This window comes from Bacillus carboniphilus (assembly GCF_020524035.2).
GTDB lineage: Bacteria > Bacillota > Bacilli > Bacillales > JAIVKR01 > Bacillus_CC.
Genome location: NZ_CP129013.1, coordinates 2,993,178 through 3,016,323 on the forward strand (window position 1 = coordinate 2,993,178; position 23,146 = coordinate 3,016,323).

The window sequence follows — 23,146 nt, forward strand, 5'->3', positions numbered from 1 at the left end:
TTAGGCTGAAAAGAGTAAAATGATCGGTAAATGGAGTATTATATAGGTTGAATGGAGACTATTTAACCCCTATAATTTCTTTCAACACGGCCATTTTCGCTTTTGAGAGCGGAACTTCAGATTGGTCCTCCATAATTAAGCTGTAGCTGTTTTTTGTCCAAGTAATGATTTCTTTTACTTTTTGTAAATTAACAATATAGGATCGGTGGCATCGGAAAAAGCCGAAAGGTTGCAACTTCTGCTCAAATTCTATTAAGGTAAAGACGCCTTCAAATTCTTCTCCATTTATATGGACATTTACTGAACCTTCACAGCTCTCGATAAAGGTAATGTCCGTCGGGTCAAATAAAACAATTTTCTTATTGATCTTCATGGGAAGTTTATTAAAAGCATAATGAAGAGGTTTTTCATTTTCTTCCTCTTTCACATCGTCGCTTTCTATCAAGATTGGTTTTAATCCTTCTTTATCTAGATGATAGGCCTTATTCGTGAGTGTCCTCGCGTTTTCTTTGTTATCTGTTAAAACGAGAATACCCTTCTTTTTTTCTTCCAGCCATGTGATTAATCGAACAAAAACTTCTTTGGATTCAATATCTACATTTTGAACAGGCTCTTCGAAAACATATAAACATGCGTCATGAAACAAGGTTCGTCCATACTGTACTCTTCTCTTTTCAGAGGGAGAGAGATTCTTCACTTTTTTTAACTTTTTTTCATCAAGCTTAACTATAGATAAAATGCTTTCTATTGAGTGTGGTGATTGATATAACCTCTTAAAAAACTTAAAATGATCCATAACCGTTAATCTCTCGTAAAGTGCTTCTTTTAATAATAAAAAGGAAACAGAGTGAAGGTTAATTGATATTTTTTCATTATTGATGTGTATTTGCCCAACAGATACGGCTTCCTTCCCAATAAGAATATTAATAAGGGAATTTCTTACGCTTGTATTTGTATGAAGAGATACAGAATCTCCATTGTTTATTTCTAAATTAAATGAGGAGAAGACGGTTGTATCCTTTTCGTGCTTCTCTAAATTAATTATTTTTAAGACCATGATGAATTCCTCTCTTAAGGTAAATAAATATTTTATAATTATGGCTATGATTGTGAGTCTTTCGATGAATAGATGGGAAATCCCTCTATTTATCAATTATACAACAGCTATTTGTACAGGAGGTTCTATAAGATGATCGGTTGTCTATGTATTCACGGGTTTACAGGTGATACTTGGGAAGTTGAACCCATCGCGGACTATTTAAAAAAGGAAACCGATTGGGTTATCGTTACCCCGACATTACCTGGTCATGGGCCCTCTTCAAATTTAAAAGGCTATACGAAACAAGACTGGATTGAAGAGGCGATAACGGCCTATAAAAAGCTTGAAGAACAAGTGGATGAGATCATTGTTGTTGGATTCTCAATGGGAGGAATGATTGCCTCTTATTTAGCTGCTCACTATTCAGTGAAAAAGCTAGTGCTCTTAAGCGCAGCAGCTTATTATGTCAACCCTTCTCAGTTTGCTGTAGATATTAAGCAAATGTTTGAGGATGCCCTCAATCGAAACCTTAAAGATAACGAATTGTTTAATCGATATAAAAAAAAGATTATAGAGACTCCTCTTTCCTCCACTTTAGAATTTCAGAAGCTTGTTCGTGAAGTGAGACCTTTATTAGAGAAGATACACCAACCGACCCTCATTATTCAAGGAGAAGAGGATGGAATTGTTCCTGCTAAAAGTGCTCATTTTTTGTACGACCAGATTGGGTCAAAGGAAAAAGAACTATGTTTTCTTCCTTCATCCAAACACCACGTTTGTCATGGCAATGATTTTGATACGTTAAAGAAGAAGGTTCATGAATTTTTAATTTCTGGAGAGTAGTTTGAATGGGTTTTCAAAAGTCGGAAAAATTGGTTAAGTTGAAATGAAGTCCGACAGATGGTATGATAGCTTTTAAAGTGTATTGTGCTTTGTTTAATAGAATCGGTCGTTAAAAAGGGACTGAGTGGCCATACGTTTATGGTTGAAACCCCTTTTTCTTTTTGTGGAAACGACCTTCCAATTTTTGAGCATAAACATACATGATTCATGTTATGTTTCAGAAGATAGGTGGAGAAAGAAAGCCCCACCTCCTTATAATCTCCGTTTGTAGATAAACATCATTTTTTTCAAGCTTAAGCGTTTGTCAATGACCTAAAATTATTTCTTTCTTTCATTTATTATGGGGAATGCTAATAAAAAGGTAAGGTGTTTGTCTTTTGGAGATACGAAGGAAGAAGACCTTTCATATAAAACGTATTCGTTGAAGGGCTATTAACACGGGTAGGTAAGGTTCACAAAGAAAGCCTAAACAATCCACCTTGACCTCTAAAAAGGCATGCAGGAAGTAATAATGAAAAGAAGAGAAGGAGAATGAAGACATTGACAAAAAAGTTTGAAGAATTAGGGCTAAGCCCGAGTATGATGAAATCAATCGAGAGAATGGGATTTGAGGAAGCGACACCTATTCAAGCTCAAACAATTCCTCTAGGTTTTGAGGGGAAAGATGTAATTGGCCAAGCGCAAACTGGAACGGGAAAAACGGCTGCATTTGGTATTCCACTAATTGAAAAAATTGATGTACATTCATCTATGATTCAAGGAGTGGTCATTGCGCCAACAAGAGAATTAGCGATTCAGGTATCTGAAGAGCTTTATAAAATAGGATCAGGAAAACGCGCGCGTGTTCTTCCGATATATGGTGGACAAGATATTGGACGTCAAATTCGAGCGCTAAAAAAACGCCCACATATTATCGTAGGAACACCTGGACGTTTAATTGATCATATGAATAGAGGAAATATTCGTCTTGATGGAGTCCATACAATGGTATTGGATGAAGCGGACGAAATGTTAAACATGGGCTTTATTGAAGATATTGAAGCTATTCTTTCTAAAGTACCAGAACAGCGTCAAACGTTATTGTTCTCAGCAACAATGCCTGATCCAATTAGAAAAATTGCTGAACGATTTATGGATAATCCAACCGTTGTAAAAGTAAAAGCGAAGGAAGTAACGGTACCTAATATTCAGCAATATTATGTAGACGTGCAAGAGAAGAAAAAGTTTGATGTTTTAACACGCTTATTGGATCTTCAATCACCTGAGCTAGCTATCATCTTTGGTCGTACAAAAAGACGTGTGGATGAATTGTCAGAGGCTTTAACCTTGAGAGGTTATGCAGCTGAAGGAATTCATGGTGATTTAAGTCAAGCGAAGAGAATGTCTGTGTTACGCAAGTTTAAAGAGGGGTCTATTGAAGTACTAGTGGCAACAGATGTTGCGGCTCGTGGGCTTGATATTTCAGGTGTTACCCATGTATATAACTTCGATGTACCACAAGATCCTGAAAGCTACGTTCACCGAATTGGTCGAACAGGTCGTGCCGGAAAAACAGGTTTAGCTCTTACGTTTGTTACACCAAGAGAACATGGTATGTTAAAAATGATCGAAAAAACAACCAAGCGTAAAATGGATAAGATGAATGCCCCTACGTTAGATGAAGCGTTAGAAAGCAAGCAGAAAATAACCATTGAAAAAATACGCTCAACGATTGAGACGGATAACCTTTCTTATTATAAACGCGCGAGCGGAAGAGCTTCTTGAAGAAAATGATTCTGTTGAATTATTAGCGGCTGCAATAAAAATGATGACGAAAGAACCAAGTACGACCCCTGTTAAGCTAACAGAAGAAGCACCGCATGTGGTAAAAAGACATTATGATAATAAGCGTGGGAAAAATAATCGTAAAGATTATTCTCACAAAAAAGGTCAAAGATCATCATCGTACTCGAAAAATCGTTCTCAAAATAGATATAACAAAAAGTCACGTTCACAATCACGTAACTCATAAATTAAAAAAAGGTGCTGATCAGCACCTTTTTTTAATATATCTTGCTAAATCAGGGAACATTGCCTATGCTTATTCGTAGAGAAAATAAACAGTACATGAGGGAGGGGATCGAGTGAGAAAAGAACCGAAAAATAAGATTAGCCCTAAAGCGTTAAAAGTTTGGAGAATTTCAGGTGCGATTAACTCATCTTTCGTTTTGCTAGTTGCAATCGCCCTTACAGTTGCAACGTTCTTTTTTGATTGGCCGCGATGGTTAATTTTTATCTACTATTTGTTATTTGGTATTTTCACCTTTTTCTATGTTTATCTAATACCAAAAATACGCCTGAAAATATGGAGCTACGAGGTACATGAGCATGAGATTGACTTAAAGTTTGGTGTTTTTGTTGTAAGCCGCGTGTTAGTACCAATGGTTCGTGTTCAGCATGTCGATACTGAGCAAGGGCCTATTTTACGAAAATACAACTTGGCATCTGTTTCTATTAGTACAGCGGCGACAGTGCATCAAATCCCAGCTCTTAACATGGAAGAAGCAGAAGAGTTAAGAGATTATATTTCAAGGCTCGCAAGGGTGGCGAAAGATGATGTCTGAGGCAAAACGACTACATCCTATCGGTGTCCTATACCAGATCGTAAAAGTGATAAGAGAATCGATTTTTCCAATCTTGTTATTATTCATTACGGATGTTAAAGAGTTTTTAAATGGATATTTGGTTCTTGTTATTGTGATTGGGATTTTACTAATCGGACTCATCGGTTTTTTACGTTGGTGGAAGTTCACCTATCGAATAGAAAATGATGAATTTAGGGTAGAACAAGGAGTGTTTATAAAAAAACAGAGATACATTCCTATAGAGAGAATACATGCTATTAACATTAAAGCCAATTTATTTAACCAAATGTTTAAGCTTGTTAAGCTTCAAATTGAAACTGCTGGTGGAGGTTTTGAATCAGAAGTAGACTTAACGGCTATTTCCAAAGAAGACGCAGAAAATATTAAATCAACGATACAAAAAAGAAAAGTTCAAAAGGAAGGTCAGTTAGAGGACGAAAGTTTAGGACAGGACTTTGAGGAGCAACAAGTCAACAAAGATTTCGTTTATTCACTTGGAAACAAAGAATTGTTTATTATGGCGACCACATCAAGCGGGATCGGAATCATCTTTTCGGCTTTTGCAGGTGCAAGTCAATTCTTTGATAACTTTTTAAATGTTGAAGAGCTTTGGAATCGATTTTATGGCTTATCTAACGTATTTGAAATTTTACTAACTGTCTTTGTGCTTTTCTTTCTTTGGGCTTTAAGCGTAGTAGGGACCTTTTTGAAATATGCTAATTATCAAATTGAAATGGATGATGAGATGATTTACATATCGAAAGGAATTCTTGAAAAGCAGCAATTGTCTGTTCCGTTGTCGAGAGTACAAGCGATCACAATTGAAGAAAGTTTGTTAAGACAGCCTTTCGGTTATGGAACAGTGAAAATGATTAGTGCAGGATCAGGAAGTATTGAAAATCAAGATGAAAGTTCAATGCTGTTTCCGCTTATACATAAAAAGAATTTGAAACGATCGTTGGCAGAGATTTTCCCTAACTATGAAGCTGATAACGAGACTCAAAAACTACCATTAATATCGAAACGACGATATATTTTTCGTTCTGTCGCTCCATTTGTGATTCTTTCCTTGTTCTTTATCATTATGTTCAAAGGGATAGGAGCACTCTCGCTTCTTGTGTTACCACTTGCTTGGTGGTTTGGTGTGCTGAGATATAAAGATGCTGGATGGAATATTGATCGTGAAAACCATCAACTCACCTTAAAGTATCGTCGCTTAGTGAAGAGCAAAGTGTTAATGAAAAAAGCAAAGATTCAATCGTATCATTACTCTCAATCCTTCTTGCAGAAACGTTACTTACTAACGTCTGTTCATACGAATTGTATGAGTGGAGCAATTGGACTCCATACAAGTGTAAGAGATGTAGATCGACGCTCTGCTGAAGAAATTTACCAATGGCTATCAAGATCACAAACGCTTCATACTCAGGAAGGAACCAATCAAGAAGCCACAGAAACAACCGGCGAAATGAGCAACAATGTTGATGGATGGGTCAATGAATGAGAAAAACAAGGCAATGATAGAGAAGATAATAATTATTTGCGAGTCTTGTTTAGTCATCGTGTAGTTTTTTGAAAATAGTAGAAATAAATAAAACCCAAGAATACCAAATAATGAACCTGATGCTCCGATGTGAACGTAAGAAAGAGGTTCAATAAGAAAGGTAACAATGTTTCCTAAAACACCGCTACTTATAAATAGTAGAGAAAAGCGGAAATGACCAAGTAGTTGCTCAGCAGCAAAGGGAGCTAAAATAATAAGGGTAGCAAGGTTGAAAAACAGATGTTGAAAATCTTTGTGTAAGAATATTGGAGTGATCAATCTCCACCATTCTCCTACTTCAATTGCTCCGTTAAAACCAACAAGCATAGCGAACACTAAAGATAGAATGGGATGGGGAATAAGGAACAACATCCATAGAATAAGGATCATGCATCCGATCGTAAATACTACCGGATAATTATTTCGATAGGACTCAAAGGTTTCTCGATGAATAAACATAAAAAAACACCTCCGTGACGTTGTTGGGAGACTCTCTACATGTTATGAGCTTTTAGGTTATTTTAGTACAAGCATTTTAAAAGTGTAGGAGGTACAGATGATTATTGGAGTTGGCATCGATTTAGTAGAAATAACCCGAATTGACGAATTGAAAAACAAGAGTGAAAAATTCGTCTCTCGTATTCTGACAAATAATGAATTAAGCGTTTATCAAACGTTATCTGAAAGAAGGAAAAATGAGTTTCTAGCAGGAAGGTTCGCGGCAAAAGAGGCATTTAGTAAGGCTTACGGAAGTGGAATTGGTAAAGAAGTGCAATTCCATGATTTAGAAATCATGAACAATAATAAAGGGAAACCCGAACTAATACAAACTATTACACAACATAGAGTGCATATTAGCATTTCCCATAGCGAGCAATATGCGATTGCTCAAGTAATAATTGAAAGCTTGTCAAGCTAGTCTGCATATTTGAACTTCTTGTCTCATATAGATGTAATGCGATAGGGAAGAAGATTGTATCTTCCTTGATACGTCAATTGAGACAAAGGGGTTGAAGTTGTGAGGAAGTTCTATCAAATTAGGTTTATTGGACTTTTTGCCATTATGCTCTTACTACTGACCGCATGTGGTGAAAAATCTCAGTCTGATGTTGCGACTGCTCTAAAAGAAAAAGTAGACGAAATGAATTCATACAAAGCAGATGCAAAAATGACCTTGATGACAGGTGAAGAAGAACAAGTGTATGACATCGAAATCTTGCATATGAAGCCGACCTATTATCGAGTCAAATTAGAGAATGCACAAAAAGAGCAAAGTCAAATTATTATTCGTAATGACGAAGGGGTTTTTGTTTTAACGCCAGCATTAAATAAATCATTCCGCTTTCAAAGTGAATGGCCGCAAAACAGTAGCCAAGTGTACTTGTATGAATCACTTGTAGAAGATGTGCTTGAAGATGCAGAAGCTACATTCGAAGCAGGAGAGGGGCAATATTTATTTGAAACAAAAACAAATTATCAAAATAAAAAAATGCTCCCATTTCAAGAAGTAACGTTTGATAAGAAAACGCTCACTCCGAAAAATGTAAAAGTGATGGATGTCGATCGTAATCCTCTAGTTACTGTCGAATTTTCTTCTTTCAACATGAATGAAACGGTGGAAAAAGCAGCCTTTGATACAGAGAAGAATATGTCCAGCGCTTTGATCGATGTTCCTACACTGGCTCAGCAAGAGGAAGAACCATTTGCTGTTAAGTATCCAATGGAACCAGTCGAAGGGGAGTAAACTAGTTGGGAAGAAAGAAGTTGAAACCGATGTAGGAAAACGAGTGATTATGACATTTGGCGGTGAAAAAAGCTATACGTTAATTCAAGAAAGGGCGACAATTGCAGCGGCGACTACATCAACTTATGTGATGGGAGAACCAGTTGATCTAGGATTTACAGTGGGTGCTTTGAAGGAAAATTCAATCTCTTGGTCTTACGAAGGAGTCAATTACATGCTAGCTTCTGAAGAATTATCACAAGATGAATTAATCAAAGTAGCCTCGTCTGTTCAAGGGCAATCCTCTAAATAAACAAAAAAAAGAAAACTCTATCATTGGGTTTTCTTTTTTGTTGAATTGGGTATATATATTTCTTTATAAAAACCTCTACTTTGAGGTTTTTTGTTTTTCTATTGACAAATACATCATTTTCAAATCATAATCACCCATAAAGAAAAGCTAATTGAGGTGTATAGATTTGTTGTCTTCATATAGAGATACATGGGTTGAAGTAAATCTTGATTGTATTTACGAAAATGTAATGAATTTAAAAAAGCATTTAAATCATAAAACAAAAATAATGGCAGTTGTAAAGGCGAATGCCTATGGCCATGGTTATGTTCCGGTAGCTAAGACGGCTCTAGAAGCAGGTGCAAGTGCTTTAGCGGTTGCCTTCTTAGACGAGGCGATCTTTTTACGGAAATCGGGTATTGAGGCACCGATATTAGTAATGGGTGCAACTAGTGTTGATCACGTAAAATACGCAACCGAATGGAATGTTACCTTGACTGCGATATCATTACAATGGTTAAAACAAGTGATAAACCTAAAGCAAAAGGTGAATATTCATGTGAAACTAGACACTGGGATGAATAGACTGGGACTAAAAACCGAACAAGAAGTAAAAGAAGCAATTGCATTGTTGGAGGGGAATGAAGAGATTCAATTAAAAGGGATATTTACTCATTTAGCTACGGCAGATGAAGATAATACATCCTATCTTGATGAACAAATAAACAAATTCCAAGGTTTGATCTCGTTATTTAATAAAGATCAGCTAATGATTCATTGTGCAAACTCAGCTATGAGTTTAAGATTCCCTGATCAAGTGTTTAATATGGTGAGATTCGGTATTTCGATGTATGGCCTTGCCCCAGCCACAAACTTAAAAAATTCACTTCCTTTCGAGCTAAAAGAGAGTTTTTCTTTACACTCAAAACTTGTACATGTTAAGAAACTTAAAAAAGGAGAAAGTGTTAGTTACGGAGTACTTATACAGCCGAACAAGAAGAATGGATTGGAACTGTTCCAATTGGTTATGCTGATGGATGGATAAGAAAGTTGGCAAAACGTTCTGTTTTGGTAGATGGAAAGAGGGTTCCAATAATTGGTCGTGTATGTATGGATCAATTCATGATAAAATTACCTATTCAAAAACCTGTTGGAACAATTGTAACCTTAATTGGGGAGCAAAAAGGTGAAACGATAGGGATGGATGAGCTTGCAAAGGACTTAGATACCATTAATTATGAAATCCCTTGCATGATTACTTCAAGAGTTCCCCGTATTTTTTTTGCGAAATCAGAGTATAATGGAAGTGAGTAATGCTTTACTATAACAAGAGCTTAGTTGATAAACTAGAGTTTTTTATGTGATTTGGCTTTTTGAAGATATTAAGTTTCCTTAGCGAAGAAAATTGAACATTTTAAAGGATTAGTTAAAGAAAATTGCTTTGCTTACAACCGTTTAAATGATATGATTATTGTTGGAATAGATAAACGGGTTGTAGTTTTGGTGGAGGTGTATGTTTGTGTCTGAATCCAGCGCAACAACAGAAATTCTTATTCGCTTACCACAATCATTAGTGACGGAGTTGGATGGTTTAGTGAAACAGGAAGATGGCAACCGTAATGATCTAATTTATCAAGCTACGAAAATGTATATTCGTGAAAGAAAAAAAAGGCAAATCCGTGAATCCATGAGACGTGGCTACATGGAAATGGCGAAGATTAATTTAAATATTGCTTCTGAAGCATTCTTAGCTGAATATGAAGCGGATCACACCGTTGAACGATTAGTAAGCGGGGGTTAAGCTGTTGATTGTCAAACGTGGCGATGTATACTTTGCTGACTTATCTCCGGTTGTTGGTTCTGAACAAGGTGGGGTACGACCGGTATTAATCATCCAAAACGATATAGGGAATCGCTTCAGCCCTACGGTTATCGTTGCAGCAATAACAGCGCAAATACAAAAAGCAAAGTTGCCAACACATGTTGAAATTGATTCGAAGAAATACGGTTTTGAACGAGATTCTGTTATTTTACTAGAACAAATTCGAACAATAGATAAACAGCGTCTAACAGATAAAATTACCCATCTTGACGATGAAATGATGGATAAAGTAAATGAAGCTTTACAAATTAGTTTAGGACTAATCGATTTTTAAAAGGATAAATATTTTACAAGCATTGCTCCTCTTGAGGAGCTTTTTATTTTATCTTTTATCTAGATACAGAGGTGATGTTATGGAAAAACAAGCGTTATTACAAGTAGTAAGTCAAGAGTTATCTCTACCCTTAAAAGGGGTTTCGAATGTTATTGAATTGATAGAAGAAGGGAATACCGTTCCTTTTATCGCAAGGTATCGAAAAGAAAAAACAGGTGCTTTGGACGAAGTGCAAATTAGAGAAATTTCAGAGCGTTGGCAGTATTTAAATAATTTAGAGACAAGAAAGAAAGAAGTATTGAAATCCATTCATGAACAAGGAAAATTAACGGAATTATTGCAAAAGAAAATACAAGAAGCAACTAAACTGCAACAAGTAGAGGATTTATATCGACCATACAAGCAAAAAAGACGGACGAAAGCAACGGTTGCAAAGGAACAAGGACTTGAACCGTTGGCAAAATGGTTTTTCTCCCTTCCAGAACAGGGGGAAATTTCACAAGAAGCATCTTCGTTTATTGATGTGGAAAAAAAGGTTCAAACCGTAGAAGAAGCTATACAAGGGGCTAAAGATATAATCGCAGAATGGATTTCCGACGATCCTACTTACCGACAACGTCTACGTCAAATGACGAAAAATGAGGCGATGATCGTAACGGAAGTGAAAGACGAAGAAAAAGATGAGAAAAACGTATATGAAATGTATTATCAGTACGAGGAACCGATTAAAAAAATGGTCCCTCATCGAACGTTAGCAATTAACCGCGGTGAGAAAGATGGTATTCTTAAAGTGGATTTGCTTCCACCTACTGACAAGATCATATCCTACTTAGAGGGACAAGTTTTAGGAAAAGAGACGATAGTTCAAAGTCATATACAGGAGGTTATAGAGGATAGTTATAAAAGATTGATTAGACCTTCTATTGAAAGGGGAAATCCGTAAAGAGCTGTCAGAGAAGGCGGAAGAACAAGCGATACATATCTTTTCAGAAAATCTACATAACTTACTTCTTCAGCCTCCCATTAAAGGAAAGACCGTTTTAGGAGTGGACCCAGCCTATCGAACAGGTTGTAAATTAGCCGTCGTTGATGAGACTGGAAAGGTTCTTCAAATAGATGTCATCTATCCTCATGCACCTGTTAAAAAAAAAAGAAGAAGCAATTGTGAAGGTTAAAGAACTGTTAATGAAATACCATGTTCCCATTGTTGCGATTGGTAATGGTACTGCGTCCAGGGAAACAGAACAATTCATTGCAGAAGTGATTCATTCATTAAAACAAGAAGTTGCTTATGTGATTGTCAACGAAGCTGGAGCTAGTGTATATTCTGCTTCAGATATTGGACGAGCTGAGTTTCCTGATTTTCAAGTGGAAGAGAGAAGTGCTGTTTCTATAGCGAGAAGGTTGCAAGACCCTCTTGCAGAACTTGTGAAAATTGATCCGAAATCTGTCGGCGTCGGACAATATCAGCATGATGTTTCGCAAAAGAAGCTGACAGAGCAATTGAGCTTCGTCATAGAAACGGTCGTAAATGGTGTAGGAGTCAATGTTAATACGGCCTCTGTTTCATTATTACAAAATGTATCAGGTTTAACTAAAGCTGTCGCTCAAAATATTGTAAAAAAACGTGATGAACTAGGGAAATTTACGAATCGAAAACAATTGAAAGACATTCCTAGACTAGGTGCCAAAACATATGAGCAAGCAATCGGCTTTTTAAGAATCATCGACGGTGATAATCCTTTAGACCGTACTTCAATTCATCCTGAAAGCTATTCATTCGCAGATCAACTCTTGGATTTACTGAATGTCAGTAAAAAGGATTTAGGTACAGATTCTTTAAAAGAAAAAGTTAAGTCATTAGATCAAGAGAAAGTAAACGAAGAGTTGGATGTAGGTTTATTTACGCTGAAGGATATTTGCCATGCTTTTATCCAGCCAGAACGTGACCCAAGAGACGATGTGGCTCAACCAATCCTAAGGAAAGATGTTTTGAAAATGGAAGATTTAAAAAGTGGTATGGAACTACAAGGTACCGTAAGAAATGTTGTTGATTTTGGGGCGTTTGTTGATATTGGCGTTAAACAAGACGGGCTTGTCCATATCTCAAAACTAAAAAAAGGATTTGTAAAACATCCTTTAGAAGTTGTTTCAGTTGGTGATATTGTTAAAGTATGGGTAGACGATGTTAATATTCAAAAAGGGAGAGTTTCTTTAACAATGATAGGGGATTAGCATTACCTCCCTCTCCTTATTGAGAGAGGGAGGTTAAGTACTCCTTTTAGAGGCAATGTCGTTTTCTATAAAAATACCAGCATTGGTTAAGAAGTTTGATTTGGTAACGATCTTTTTCTAAAAAGGCACGTTGAATCTGATTTTGAAGCCAATTTGGCATGGTTCTCCCCTCCTAGTGATATATTGTATGCACATGGGTTATGTCCTGTTGCACAAACAGTAAGTAGGTGAATAGGTTGAACGATAAAGAACTACAAATATTAGTTGAGAAGATATCATTCAAGTATTTTAACAAACCATTTTTTCACAGAGCGTCCTTCAACAAAAGGCTACGAACAACGGGAGGTCGCTATTTGCTTAAAAGTCATAATATCGAAATTAACTACAGTCATTATGAGAAGTTTGGAGAAAAAGAACTTGAAGGTATTATTAAGCACGAGTTATGTCATTACCACTTACATTTAGAAGGAAAAGGACATATGCACCGTGATCGAGATTTTAAGGAGTTACTTGCTAAAGTAGGTGCCCCAAGGTATTGCAAACCATTAGAGAACACTCAAACAGCAAAAAAGAGATATGTATATCAATGCGACAGTTGCAATCATCAATATATTAGAAAGAAACGAATGGATCCAAGTAAATATTCATGCGGTAGATGTCGAGGGAAAATAAAGCTGGTTGATGCGGTAGTTCAAAGTTAAAAGAGCACTTGGAATAGTTGAAGTTTTTCTTAGAAGCTTGCATAAAAAACTCCTTCAGTTAGCGTGCTTGAAGGAGTTAATAGGTGTATAAAAAAGGTTGACGATAGTCTGAATTTATGATAAATTATAATAGCTTTCGTTAAACAATATGCATTATTTTCCGCAGTAGCTCAGTGGTAGAGCATTCGGCTGTTAACCGAACGGTCGTAGGTTCGAATCCTACCTGCGGAGCCATAAGGAGAAGTACTCAAGTGGCTGAAGAGGCGCCCCTGCTAAGGGTGTAGGTCGCGCGAGCGGCGCGAGGGTTCAAATCCCTCCTTCTCCGCCATTATTTTTTTGCTTAAAATCGGCCCGTTGGTCAAGCGGTTAAGACACCGCCCTTTCACGGCGGTAACACGGGTTCGAATCCCGTACGGGTCACCATTTGGAGGATTAGCTCAGCTGGGAGAGCACTTGCCTTACAAGCAAGGGGTCGGCGGTTCGATCCCGTCATCCTCCACCATTCCTTTACTATTATCGCGGGGTGGAGCAACGAGCAAAAGCATCGTCGAAACTACAGCGAGTTGTACCGATCGAGTAACATCTTGAGTAACCAACCTGAGATCGGGACAGTCCATGCTAACTAAGAGCATAGAAATTCAATGTAGTTTAATATTATCGCGGGGTGGAGCAACGAGCAAAAGCATCGTCGAACCCACAGCGAGTTGTACCGATCGAGCAACATCTTGAGTAACCAACCTGAGATCGGGACAGTCCATGCTAACTAAGAGCATAGAACAACAATATACTTTATTATTATCGCGGGGTGGAGCAACGAGCAACAGCATCGTCGAATTCACAGCGAGTTGTACCGATCGAGCAACACCTTGAGTAAACAACCTGAGATCGGGACAGTCCATGCTAACTAAGAGCATAGAACAACAATATACTTTATTATTATCGCGGGGTGGAGCAACGAGCAACAGCATCGTCGAATTCACAGCGAGTTGTACCGATCGAGTAGCATCAAAGAGTAACAAACCTGAGATCGGGACAGTCAATTGCTAACTAAGAGCATAGAACAACAATATACTTTAATATTATCGCGGGGTGGAGCAGTCTGGTAGCTCGTCGGGCTCATAACCCGAAGGTCATAGGTTCAAATCCTATCCCCGCAACCAAAAAGGTCCCGTGGTGTAGCGGTTAACATGCCTGCCTGTCACGCAGGAGATCGCGGGTTCGATTCCCGTCGGGACCGCCATTTTTAATCTTGACTTCTACCGTTATTTAATATATTATATTTAATCTAGTGAATTTTTGTGACTAGTTGGAAGTTATGTCGATGATTTTTCTTGAAGCAACTCAATGGAGAAAATGCATAAAAAAATATTGTGCGAACTACATTCTTGATGTTTACTTACTATAATTAGTATTTATTTTATAGGTATGTCAATGATTTTTCTTGAAGTAACTCAATGAAGAAAATGCATAAAAAATCATTGTGCGAAGCTAACCTTCAATATAAATTACTATTATGAATTGCGGACATATAGTGGATATCATAATTATTCAGTTTATGTCGATGATTTATATGTTCTTGAAGAGTTTCAAGAAGCTTAGTCTTTCGAACACAAAAATCATCGTGCGAAGTGAATTCATGAAGTATACTCGGAGAAGCTAATTCATGAAGTAACATCAATGGGCTATAGCCAAGCGGTAAGGCAACGGATTTTGATTCCGTGATGCGCTGGTTCGAATCCAGCTAGCCCAGCCATTATTAAGAGCCATTAGCTCAGTTGGTAGAGCATCTGACTTTTAATCAGAGGGTCGAAGGTTCGAGTCCTTCATGGCTCACCATTTTGAATTTCGCGGGTGTGGCGGAACTGGCAGACGCGCTAGACTTAGGATCTAGTGTCCTTGTGACGTGGGGGTTCGACTCCCTTCACCCGCATTCATTTTTATTTACGCGGTAGTGGCGGAATGGCAGACGCGCTAGGTTGAGGGCCTAGTGGGGGTTAACCCCGTGGAGGTTCGACTCCTCTCTACCGCATTATCATCATTTGAAAATAGTTTTTAAAAAAGTGTTGACTATACGATAGATTACATGATAAGATATTTCTTGTCGCTAAAACAAAACAAATTAAAGAAAGCGCCCGTAGCTCAATTGGATAGAGCGTTTGACTACGGATCAAAAGGTTAGGGGTTCGACTCCTCTCGGGCGCGCCATTTGCGGGAAGTAGCTCAGCTTGGTAGAGCACATGGTTTGGGACCATGGGGTCGCAGGTTCGAATCCTGTCTTCCCGACCAGCTGCTTCAATTATTTGCGGGTGTAGTTTAGTGGTAAAACCTCAGCCTTCCAAGCTGATGTCGTGGGTTCGATTCCCATCACCCGCTCCAAATTATGATCTTTGAAAACTAAACAAACCAAAAGCGTCAATTTTTTTGAAACAACAATGAGTTAGCAAACTCATAAAATGATCAGATTGAATCTGACACCATTTTATCGGAGAGTTTGATCCTGGCTCAGGACGAACGCTGGCGGCGTGCCTAATACATGCAAGTCGAGCGGACTTGATGGAAAGCTTGCTTTCCATCAAGTTAGCGGCGAACGGGTGAGTAACACGTGGGCAACCTGCCTGTAAGACGGGGATAACTCCGGGAAACCGGGGCTAATACCGGATAAACCTTAAGACTACCTAGTCTAAAGTTGAAAGGTGGCTTTTAGCTATCGCTTACAGATGGGCCCGCGGCGCATTAGCTAGTTGGTGAGGTAACGGCTCACCAAGGCGACGATGCGTAGCCGACCTGAGAGGGTGATCGGCCACACTGGGACTGAGACACGGCCCAGACTCCTACGGGAGGCAGCAGTAGGGAATCTTCCGCAATGGACGAAAGTCTGACGGAGCAACGCCGCGTGAGTGAAGAAGGTTTTCGGATCGTAAAGCTCTGTTGTTAGGGAAGAACAAGTATCGTTCGAATAGGGCGGTACCTTGACGGTACCTAACCAGAAAGCCACGGCTAACTACGTGCCAGCAGCCGCGGTAATACGTAGGTGGCAAGCGTTGTCCGGAATTATTGGGCGTAAAGCGCGCGCAGGCGGTTCTTTAAGTCTGATGTGAAATCTCGCGGCTCAACCGCGAGCGGTCATTGGAAACTGGGGAACTTGAGTGCAGAAGAGGAGAGTGGAATTCCACGTGTAGCGGTGAAATGCGTAGAGATGTGGAGGAACACCAGTGGCGAAGGCGACTCTCTGGTCTGTAACTGACGCTGAGGCGCGAAAGCGTGGGGAGCGAACAGGATTAGATACCCTGGTAGTCCACGCCGTAAACGATGAGTGCTAAGTGTTAGAGGGTTTCCGCCCTTTAGTCTTTCGCGACAAACGCATTAAGCACTCCGCCTGGGGAGTACGGTCGCAAGACTGAAACTCAAAGGAATTGACGGGGACCCGCACAAGCGGTGGAGCATGTGGTTTAATTCGAAGCAACGCGAAGAACCTTACCAGGTCTTGACATCCTTCGCTACTTCTAGAGATAGAAGGTTCCCCTTCGGGGGACGAAGTGACAGGTGGTGCATGGTTGTCGTCAGCTCGTGTCGTGAGATGTTGGGTTAAGTCCCGCAACGAGCGCAACCCTTGATCTTAGTTGCCAGCATTCAGTTGGGCACTCTAAGGTGACTGCCGGTGACAAACCGGAGGAAGGTGGGGATGACGTCAAATCATCATGCCCCTTATGACCTGGGCTACACACGTGCTACAATGGATGGAACAAAGGGCAGCGAAGCTGCAAAGTGAAGCCAATCCCAAAAATCCATTCTCAGTTCGGATTGTAGGCTGCAACTCGCCTACATGAAGCCGGAATCGCTAGTAATCGCGGATCAGCATGCCGCGGTGAATACGTTCCCGGGTCTTGTACACACCGCCCGTCACACCACGAGAGTTTGTAACACCCGAAGTCGGTAGGGTAACCCTTTTAGGGAGCCAGCCGCCTAAGGTGGGACAGATGATTGGGGTGAAGTCGTAACAAGGTAGCCGTATCGGAAGGTGCGGCTGGATCACCTCCTTTCTAAGGAAAAATGTCTCTTTCGAGACATAAACGTAAGGACGCTTCTTGGTTTGTTTAGTTTTGAGAGATCATCTCTCAAACAGAAAGACTTCGTTCTTTGAAAACTAAATAACGAAATGACAAGACATCAAAATTGTGATTTATGACTTTTAAAGTCGATGTAATAAATTCTAACGGTTAAGTTAGAAAGAGCGCACGGTGGATGCCTTGGCACTAGGAGCCGATGAAGGACGGGACTAACGCCGAAACGCTTCGGGAGCCTGTAAGTAAGCTTTGATCCGGAGATATCCGAATGGGGAAACCCCTACTCGTAATGGAGTAGGATCCATATCTGAATACATAGGATATGGAAGGCACACCCGGGGAACTGAAACATCTAAGTACCCGGAGGAGAGGAAAGCAAACGCGATTTCCTGAGTAGCGGCGAGCGAAACGGAATTAGCCCAAACCAAGAGGTTTCCTCTTGGGGTTGTAGGACACTCTATACGGAGTTACAAAGGAATGAGATAGATGAAGAGGTCTGGAAAGGCCCATCAGAGAAGGTAACAATCCTGTAGTCAAAATCTCATTCTCTCCAGAGTGGATCCTGAGTACGGCGGGACACGAGGAATCCTGCCGGAAGCAGGGAGGACCATCTCCCAAGGCTAAATACTCCCTAGTGACCGATAGTGAACCAGTACCGTGAGGGAAAGGTGAAAAGCACCCTGGCGGGGAGTGAAAGAGATCCTGAAACCGTGTGCTTACAAGTAGTCAGAGCCCGTTAACGGGTGATGGCGTGCCTTTTGTAGAATGAACCGGCGAGTTACGATCCTATGCAAGGTTAAGCTGATAAGGCGGAGCCGTAGCGAAAGCGAGTCTTAAGTAGGGCGAATAGAGTATAGGGTCGTAGACCCGAAACCAGGTGATCTACCCATGTCCAGGGTGAAGTTCAGGTAACACTGAATGGAGGCCCGAACCCACGCACGTTGAAAAGTGCGGGGATGAGGTGTGGGTAGCGGAGAAATTCCAATCGAACTTGGAGATAGCTGGTTCTCTCCGAAATAGCTTTAGGGCTAGCCTCAAGATGAGAGTTATGGAGGTAGAGCACTGATTGGACTAGGGGCCCTCATCGGGTTACCGAATTCAGTCAAACTCCGAATGCCAGAAACTTATTCTTGGGAGTCAGACTGCGAGTGATAAGATCCGTAGTCAAGAGGGAAACAGCCCAGACCGCCAGCTAAGGTCCCAAAGTATACGTTAAGTGGAAAAGGATGTGGAGTTGCTTAGACAACCAGGATGTTGGCTTAGAAGCAGCCACCATTTAAAGAGTGCGTAATACTCACTGGTCGAGTGACTCTGCGCCGAAAATGTACCGGGGCTAAACGTATCACCGAAGGCGCGGACTGTTCCGTATGGAACAGTGGTAGGAGAGCGTTCTAAGGGCGGTGAAGCCAGACCGGAAGGACTGGTGGAGCGCTTAGAAGTGAGAATGCCGGTATGAGTAGCGAAAGAGGGGTGAGAATCCCCTCCACCGAATGCCTAAGGTTTCCTGAGGAAGGCTCGTCCGCTCAGGGTTAGTCGGGACCTAAGCCGAGGCCGAAAGGCGTAGGCGATGGACAACAGGTTGATATTCCTGTACCACCTCCCCACCATTTGAGTGATGGGGGGACGCAGGAGGATAGGGTAAGCGCGGCACTGGATCGCCGCGTCCAAGCAGGTAGGCTGATGAGTAGGCAAATCCGCTCATCATGAAGGCTGAGCTGTGATGGCGAGGGAAATAGAGTACCGAAGTTCCTGATTCCACACTGCCAAGAAAAGCCTCTAACGAGGTGGGAGGTGCCCGTACCGCAAACCGACACAGGTAGGCGAGGAGAGAATCCTAAGGTGATCGAGAGAACTCTCGTTAAGGAACTCGGCAAAATGACCCCGTAACTTCGGGAGAAGGGGTGCTCTGGTAGGGTGCAAGCCCGAGAGAGCCGCAGTGAAAAGGCCCAGGCGACTGTTTAGCAAAAACACAGGTCTCTGCGAAGCCGTAAGGCGAAGTATAGGGGCTGACGCCTGCCCGGTGCTGGAAGGTTAAGGGGAGCGCTTAGCGTAAGCGAAGGTGTGAACCGAAGCCCCAGTAAACGGCGGCCGTAACTATAACGGTCCTAAGGTAGCGAAATTCCTTGTCGGGTAAGTTCCGACCCGCACGAAAGGCGCAACGATCTGGGCACTGTCTCAACGAGAGACTCGGTGAAATTATAGTACCTGTGAAGATGCAGGTTACCCGCGACAGGACGGAAAGACCCCGTGGAGCTTTACTGTAGCCTGATATTGAATGTTGGTACAGCTTGTACAGAATAGGTAGGAGCCATAGAAGCCGGAGCGCTAGCTTCGGTGGAGGCGTCTTTGGGATACTACCCTGGCTGTATTGACCTTCTAACCCGCACCCGTCATCCGGGTGGGAGACAGTGTCAGGTGGGCAGTTTGACTGGGGCGGTCGCCTCCTAAAAAGTAACGGAGGCGCCCAAAGGTTCCCTCAGAATGGTTGGAAATCATTCGTAGAGTGTAAAGGCACAAGGGAGCTTGACTGCGAGACCTACAAGTCGAGCAGGGACGAAAGTCGGGCTTAGTGATCCGGTGGTTCCGCATGGAAGGGCCATCGCTCAACGGATAAAAGCTACCCCGGGGATAACAGGCTTATCTCCCCCAAGAGTCCACATCGACGGGGAGGTTTGGCACCTCGATGTCGGCTCATCGCATCCTGGGGCTGTAGTCGGTCCCAAGGGTTGGGCTGTTCGCCCATTAAAGCGGTACGCGAGCTGGGTTCAGAACGTCGTGAGACAGTTCGGTCCCTATCCGTCGTGGGCGCAGGAAATTTGAGAGGAGCTGTCCTTAGTACGAGAGGATCGGGATGGACGCACCGCTGGTGTACCAGTTGTCTTGCCAAAGGCATCGCTGGGTAGCTATGTGCGGAAGGGATAAGTGCTGAAAGCATCTAAGCATGAAGCCCCCCTCAAGATGAGATTTCCCATCTAGCAATAGAGTAAGATCCCTGAAAGATGATCAGGTTGATAGGTTCGAGGTGGACGTGTGGTGACACATGGAGCTGACGAATACTAATCGATCGAGGACTTAACCACACACATGCGATTCTTGTCACCTTTCGTTATTTAGTTTTGAAAGAATGAACTTTCTTTCAAACATAGCCTGGTAATAAGGGCAAAGAGGCCACACCCGTTCCCATGCCGAACACGGAAGTTAAGCTCTTTAGCGCCGATGGTAGTTGGGGGTCTCCCCCTGTGAGAGTAGGACGTTGCCAGGCTATTTTATTTACATAATATATTTTTAAAAAACACTACTATTATCGCGGGGTGGAGCAACGAGCAAAAGCATCGTCGAATCCACAGCGAGTTGTACCGATGGAGTAGCATCTTGAGTAAACAACCTGAGATCGGGACAGTCAATTGCTAACTAAGAGCATAGAACAACAATGTACTTTAATATTATCGCGGGGTGGAGCAACGAGCAAAAGCATCGTCGAATCCACAGTGAGTTGTACCGATCGAGCAACACCTTGAGTAAACAACCTGAGATCGGGACAGTCCATGCTAACTAAGAGCATAGAACAACAATATACTTTAATATTATCGCGGGGTGGAGCAGTCTGGTAGCTCGTCGGGCTCATAACCCGAAGGTCATAGGTTCAAATCCTATCCCCGCAACCAAAAACGGTCCCGTGGTGTAGCGGTTAACATGCCTGCCTGTCACGCAGGAGATCGCGGGTTCGATTCCCGTCGGGACCGCCATATTAAAATAGTCAAACATTCATTATTGGATGTTTTTTTGTTTTCTAGAAAATATTAAATTTTGACTTTTGTATTACTATGCGTATTATTTATATTGACACCCAGTTCCTTCATATGATAAGACTCTGATTGAGTCTTGTGATCACTATTTTCAAAGGTTAAAGGTATATGAATTAGTTTATTCACTAAATCATAATTGTGTCTTTATGTGTTATTACGCAGCGGCCATATAGGTCTATTCCATCTTCATATACATTTAATTTCAACTCACCACCCTGTTCTGAATGCTGATATGCATAAAGGAGGGATTTGTTAAGCCTTTTTTTCCAATAAGGACCTAAGGCACAATGAGAGGAACCTGTTACAATATCTTCGTTCACACCAATCTTTGGTGCAAAATATCTTGATACAAAATCATATTTATCTCTACAACTGCTCGTAATAATCACACCAGTTCCTTGTAATCGTCGAATACTTTCAAGGTTGGGTACTGCTTTTTGTACTAGTTCTCTTCCCTCTAGTTCGAGAATATACCTATCTTCCGCCCATTCAACATTTACTATATTTTGATTAATGGTGCTTCTTAATTCGTCAGTGAGTGTAACTGGAACTGACTTTTTTGCCTTCATCCTTATGTTAATAAAATCTCCACTTTTTTCAGCATGTAATTTTCCTGAATTTGTGTTAAATATAATAGGGGATTGATTAGAAACGAAACCTTCCTTAAACAATACATAAGCAGCCCCTAAAGTACCATGACCACAAAGGGCTATTTCACATATAGGGGTAAACCATCTTATTTCAAAGCCTTGGTTTTTTTCAACGATAAAACAAGTAATAGGTTGATTGAAAGATGTAGCACAAGCTTGCATCCATTTGCTTGATTGTTCATTCTTCAAAAGGACAATGACAGAGGGGTTACCTCCTTCATATTCTTGATTAGTGAAAGCATTTACTAAATAAAACCTCATCTAAAACACCCCCAATATTGTTTATTGAATATCACGATATTCTCATTTCTAAAAGCCAATACGCTGTTCGTGTTGGAGATTGGTCTAGATTGTTGTAAACTAACTGTATAGCTCATAACTTATAAGATAAAATATATTTAATTGTTCAATAAGTCCGATGTATTATCCTTCATAGCAATTCTTAACTTTATATAGAAAGAGTGGTCATTATTCGAGACGAGTTTTCAATCATTAATTCCATTACACCTTCATCACTAAAAAACAAAGATGTCTTGGTAGGTATTGGTGACGATGCGGCCGTCATAAATAGTCCAAAGCATTTAATTGTTTGTGTTGACACGATGGTAGAGGAGATTCATTTCACAAAACAAACGATGGGGCTAGAAGACATTGGCTATAAAAGTTTGGCGATTAATGTTAGTGATATTGCCGCAATGGGTGGAAAACCTTTGTATTACTTAGTCTCTATTTCAATTCCAAACGCATGGAGTGACGAAGAAATTCAATCCATTTATAAAGGGATGGAGCAATGTGCTAGTCTTTATCAAATGGATCTAATAGGCGGAGAAACGGTTTCAACGAGAGGACCCCTTACAATAGCTGTTACCGCTTTAGGAAAGATGGAAAGTGGTCGCTTTACTAAGAGAAGTAACGCAAAAGCTGGTGATATCATCTTTGTCACAGGATCTTTAGGTGATAGTGCCGGTGGCTTAGATATCCTCTTAAATGATTATATAAAACATACGGATGATCATAGTTACTTAATTAAAAAACACCAAAGACCTACACCTAAAGTAGATTTAGGCTTACAATTGGCAAAGATTAATCGGGTAAGTTTAAATGATATAAGCGATGGATTAAGTAGTGAGCTTTATGAAATAGCCGAAGCCTCATCGGTTTCAATGATGATTGAAGAAGAGGCAATCCCAATGAGCACATCGTTAAAGAACCTATATGGAAAAGATCAATCTTTACAATATGCCTTAACAGGTGGAGAAGATTTTGAACTTTTAGGCACGATGCCATCAGAGGATTTTCATCAGTTACAACAATTAACTGAACAAAAAGGTTGGTCGATTACTCAAATTGGTGAGGTTATTCTCCAAGAGGATAAACCAGAAGTATTTTTAGTTAAAAAAAATAATCCGATTCTTCTTACCAAAGGCGGGTACAATCATTTTTCCGAAGAGAGGTGAGGATTTGGAAAGA

The 23,146-nt window shown here is 40.6% G+C and carries 12 protein-coding genes, 15 tRNA genes, 3 rRNA genes and 4 pseudogenes; 30 read left to right on the plus strand and 4 right to left on the minus strand.

All coding sequences use genetic code 11. From position 1 onward, the window contains the following. Positions 1-58: 58 nt before the first annotated feature. Entirely contained in the window at positions 59-1,057 is a 999-nt protein-coding gene (locus LC087_RS15450; RefSeq protein ID WP_226540605.1) for a LytTR family transcriptional regulator DNA-binding domain-containing protein, read from the minus strand. 132 nt (positions 1,058-1,189) lie between these two features. Between LC087_RS15450 and LC087_RS15455 the strand changes: the two genes are divergently transcribed. The 4 genes and pseudogenes from LC087_RS15455 (at position 1,190) to LC087_RS15470 (ending at position 6,010) form a co-directional block, all read left to right on the plus strand. Continuing rightward, the gene (locus LC087_RS15455) at positions 1,190-1,882 is read left to right on the plus strand and encodes an alpha/beta hydrolase (protein ID WP_226540607.1); all 693 of its coding nucleotides are present in this window, start codon (positions 1,190-1,192) and stop codon (positions 1,880-1,882) included. Between the two features lie 531 nt (positions 1,883-2,413). Further along, positions 2,414-3,893 (plus strand): annotated as a pseudogene (locus LC087_RS15460) (DEAD/DEAH box helicase). 112 nt (positions 3,894-4,005) lie between these two features. Continuing rightward, positions 4,006-4,485 carry a PH domain-containing protein gene (locus tag LC087_RS15465; RefSeq protein ID WP_226540613.1) on the plus strand — a complete coding sequence of 160 codons (480 nt, stop codon included), beginning with the start codon at positions 4,006-4,008 and terminating at the stop codon, positions 4,483-4,485. Beyond that, positions 4,478-6,010: a PH domain-containing protein gene (locus tag LC087_RS15470; RefSeq protein ID WP_226540616.1), complete on the plus strand. Its 1,533-nt coding sequence runs from the start codon at positions 4,478-4,480 to the stop codon at positions 6,008-6,010. The genes LC087_RS15465 and LC087_RS15470 overlap by 8 nt, the downstream gene beginning before the upstream one ends. On the opposite strand, the gene LC087_RS15475 is transcribed toward LC087_RS15470, so the two are convergent. Next, positions 5,915-6,508 carry a rhomboid family intramembrane serine protease gene (locus LC087_RS15475; protein ID WP_306019690.1) on the minus strand — a complete coding sequence of 198 codons (594 nt, stop codon included), beginning with the start codon at positions 6,506-6,508 and terminating at the stop codon, positions 5,915-5,917. The genes LC087_RS15470 and LC087_RS15475 overlap by 96 nt on opposite strands. Positions 6,509-6,605: 97 nt before the next feature. Between LC087_RS15475 and acpS the strand changes: the two genes are divergently transcribed. The 6 genes and pseudogenes from acpS to LC087_RS15505 all read left to right on the plus strand — a co-directional run bounded on the left by acpS (position 6,606) and on the right by LC087_RS15505 (position 12,455). Further along, on the plus strand, positions 6,606-6,968 hold the full coding sequence (gene acpS, locus LC087_RS15480) for a holo-ACP synthase (RefSeq protein WP_226540625.1): 363 nt from the start codon (positions 6,606-6,608) through the stop codon (positions 6,966-6,968). 99 nt (positions 6,969-7,067) lie between these two features. Beyond that, positions 7,068-8,085, plus strand: a pseudogene (locus LC087_RS15485) (LolA family protein). A 229-nt stretch (positions 8,086-8,314) separates the two neighbouring features. After that, positions 8,315-9,391, plus strand: a pseudogene (gene alr / locus LC087_RS15490) (alanine racemase). Positions 9,392-9,583: 192 nt separating this feature from the next. Further along, the gene (locus LC087_RS15495; protein ID WP_226540628.1) at positions 9,584-9,865 is read left to right on the plus strand and encodes a CopG family ribbon-helix-helix protein; all 282 of its coding nucleotides are present in this window, start codon (positions 9,584-9,586) and stop codon (positions 9,863-9,865) included. A gap of 4 nt (positions 9,866-9,869) precedes the next feature. Next, positions 9,870-10,220 carry a type II toxin-antitoxin system endoribonuclease NdoA gene (gene ndoA / locus LC087_RS15500; protein ID WP_226540629.1) on the plus strand — a complete coding sequence of 117 codons (351 nt, stop codon included), beginning with the start codon at positions 9,870-9,872 and terminating at the stop codon, positions 10,218-10,220. Between the two features lie 79 nt (positions 10,221-10,299). Continuing rightward, positions 10,300-12,455, plus strand: a pseudogene (locus LC087_RS15505) (Tex family protein). A gap of 46 nt (positions 12,456-12,501) precedes the next feature. Here LC087_RS15505 and cmpA read toward each other — a convergent pair. Further along, complete coding sequence (gene cmpA, locus LC087_RS15510) at positions 12,502-12,615, minus strand: cortex morphogenetic protein CmpA (RefSeq protein WP_226540632.1); 114 nt, start codon at positions 12,613-12,615, stop codon at positions 12,502-12,504. A 76-nt stretch (positions 12,616-12,691) separates the two neighbouring features. Here cmpA and LC087_RS15515 point away from each other — a divergent pair, with 76 nt between their 5' ends. From LC087_RS15515 to LC087_RS15605, 19 genes are all read left to right on the plus strand, one after another. Next, positions 12,692-13,156, plus strand: a complete 465-nt coding sequence (locus tag LC087_RS15515; protein WP_226540634.1) for a SprT family protein — start codon at positions 12,692-12,694, stop codon at positions 13,154-13,156. Positions 13,157-13,315: 159 nt separating this feature from the next. After that, positions 13,316-13,390 (plus strand) — tRNA-Asn (locus LC087_RS15520). A gap of 3 nt (positions 13,391-13,393) precedes the next feature. Then, positions 13,394-13,484, plus strand: a tRNA-Ser gene (locus LC087_RS15525). 20 nt (positions 13,485-13,504) lie between these two features. Then, positions 13,505-13,579, plus strand: a tRNA-Glu gene (locus LC087_RS15530). 3 nt (positions 13,580-13,582) lie between these two features. Then, a tRNA-Val gene (locus LC087_RS15535) sits at positions 13,583-13,658 on the plus strand. Between the two features lie 581 nt (positions 13,659-14,239). Next, positions 14,240-14,316 (plus strand) — tRNA-Met (locus LC087_RS15540). 4 nt (positions 14,317-14,320) lie between these two features. Next, positions 14,321-14,396: transfer RNA gene (locus tag LC087_RS15545), tRNA-Asp, on the plus strand. 438 nt (positions 14,397-14,834) lie between these two features. Next, a tRNA-Gln gene (locus LC087_RS15550) sits at positions 14,835-14,909 on the plus strand. A 7-nt stretch (positions 14,910-14,916) separates the two neighbouring features. Then, positions 14,917-14,992 (plus strand) — tRNA-Lys (locus tag LC087_RS15555). 11 nt (positions 14,993-15,003) lie between these two features. Then, positions 15,004-15,086, plus strand: a tRNA-Leu gene (locus LC087_RS15560). A gap of 15 nt (positions 15,087-15,101) precedes the next feature. Further along, positions 15,102-15,185: transfer RNA gene (locus tag LC087_RS15565), tRNA-Leu, on the plus strand. A gap of 99 nt (positions 15,186-15,284) precedes the next feature. Further along, positions 15,285-15,361 (plus strand) — tRNA-Arg (locus tag LC087_RS15570). A 4-nt stretch (positions 15,362-15,365) separates the two neighbouring features. Then, positions 15,366-15,442, plus strand: a tRNA-Pro gene (locus LC087_RS15575). 16 nt (positions 15,443-15,458) lie between these two features. Continuing rightward, positions 15,459-15,532 (plus strand) — tRNA-Gly (locus LC087_RS15580). 103 nt (positions 15,533-15,635) lie between these two features. Then, positions 15,636-17,196: ribosomal RNA gene (locus LC087_RS15585) — 16S ribosomal RNA — on the plus strand. Between the two features lie 175 nt (positions 17,197-17,371). After that, positions 17,372-20,300, plus strand: a 23S ribosomal RNA gene (locus LC087_RS15590). Between the two features lie 66 nt (positions 20,301-20,366). Then, positions 20,367-20,482, plus strand: a 5S ribosomal RNA gene (gene rrf / locus LC087_RS15595). Together the 16S, 23S and 5S rRNA genes with 11 tRNA genes alongside form the textbook arrangement of a ribosomal RNA operon. A 326-nt stretch (positions 20,483-20,808) precedes the next feature. Beyond that, a tRNA-Met gene (locus LC087_RS15600) sits at positions 20,809-20,885 on the plus strand. Positions 20,886-20,890: 5 nt separating this feature from the next. Beyond that, positions 20,891-20,966: transfer RNA gene (locus LC087_RS15605), tRNA-Asp, on the plus strand. 185 nt (positions 20,967-21,151) lie between these two features. Here LC087_RS15605 and LC087_RS15610 read toward each other — a convergent pair. Beyond that, positions 21,152-21,937: a PhzF family phenazine biosynthesis protein gene (locus tag LC087_RS15610; RefSeq protein ID WP_226543166.1), complete on the minus strand. Its 786-nt coding sequence runs from the start codon at positions 21,935-21,937 to the stop codon at positions 21,152-21,154. A gap of 200 nt (positions 21,938-22,137) precedes the next feature. On the opposite strand from LC087_RS15610, the gene thiL reads away from it, so the two are divergent. Next, entirely contained in the window at positions 22,138-23,133 is a 996-nt protein-coding gene (thiL, locus tag LC087_RS15615) for a thiamine-phosphate kinase (protein ID WP_226543164.1), read from the plus strand. Positions 23,134-23,146: the final 13 nt, after the last annotated feature.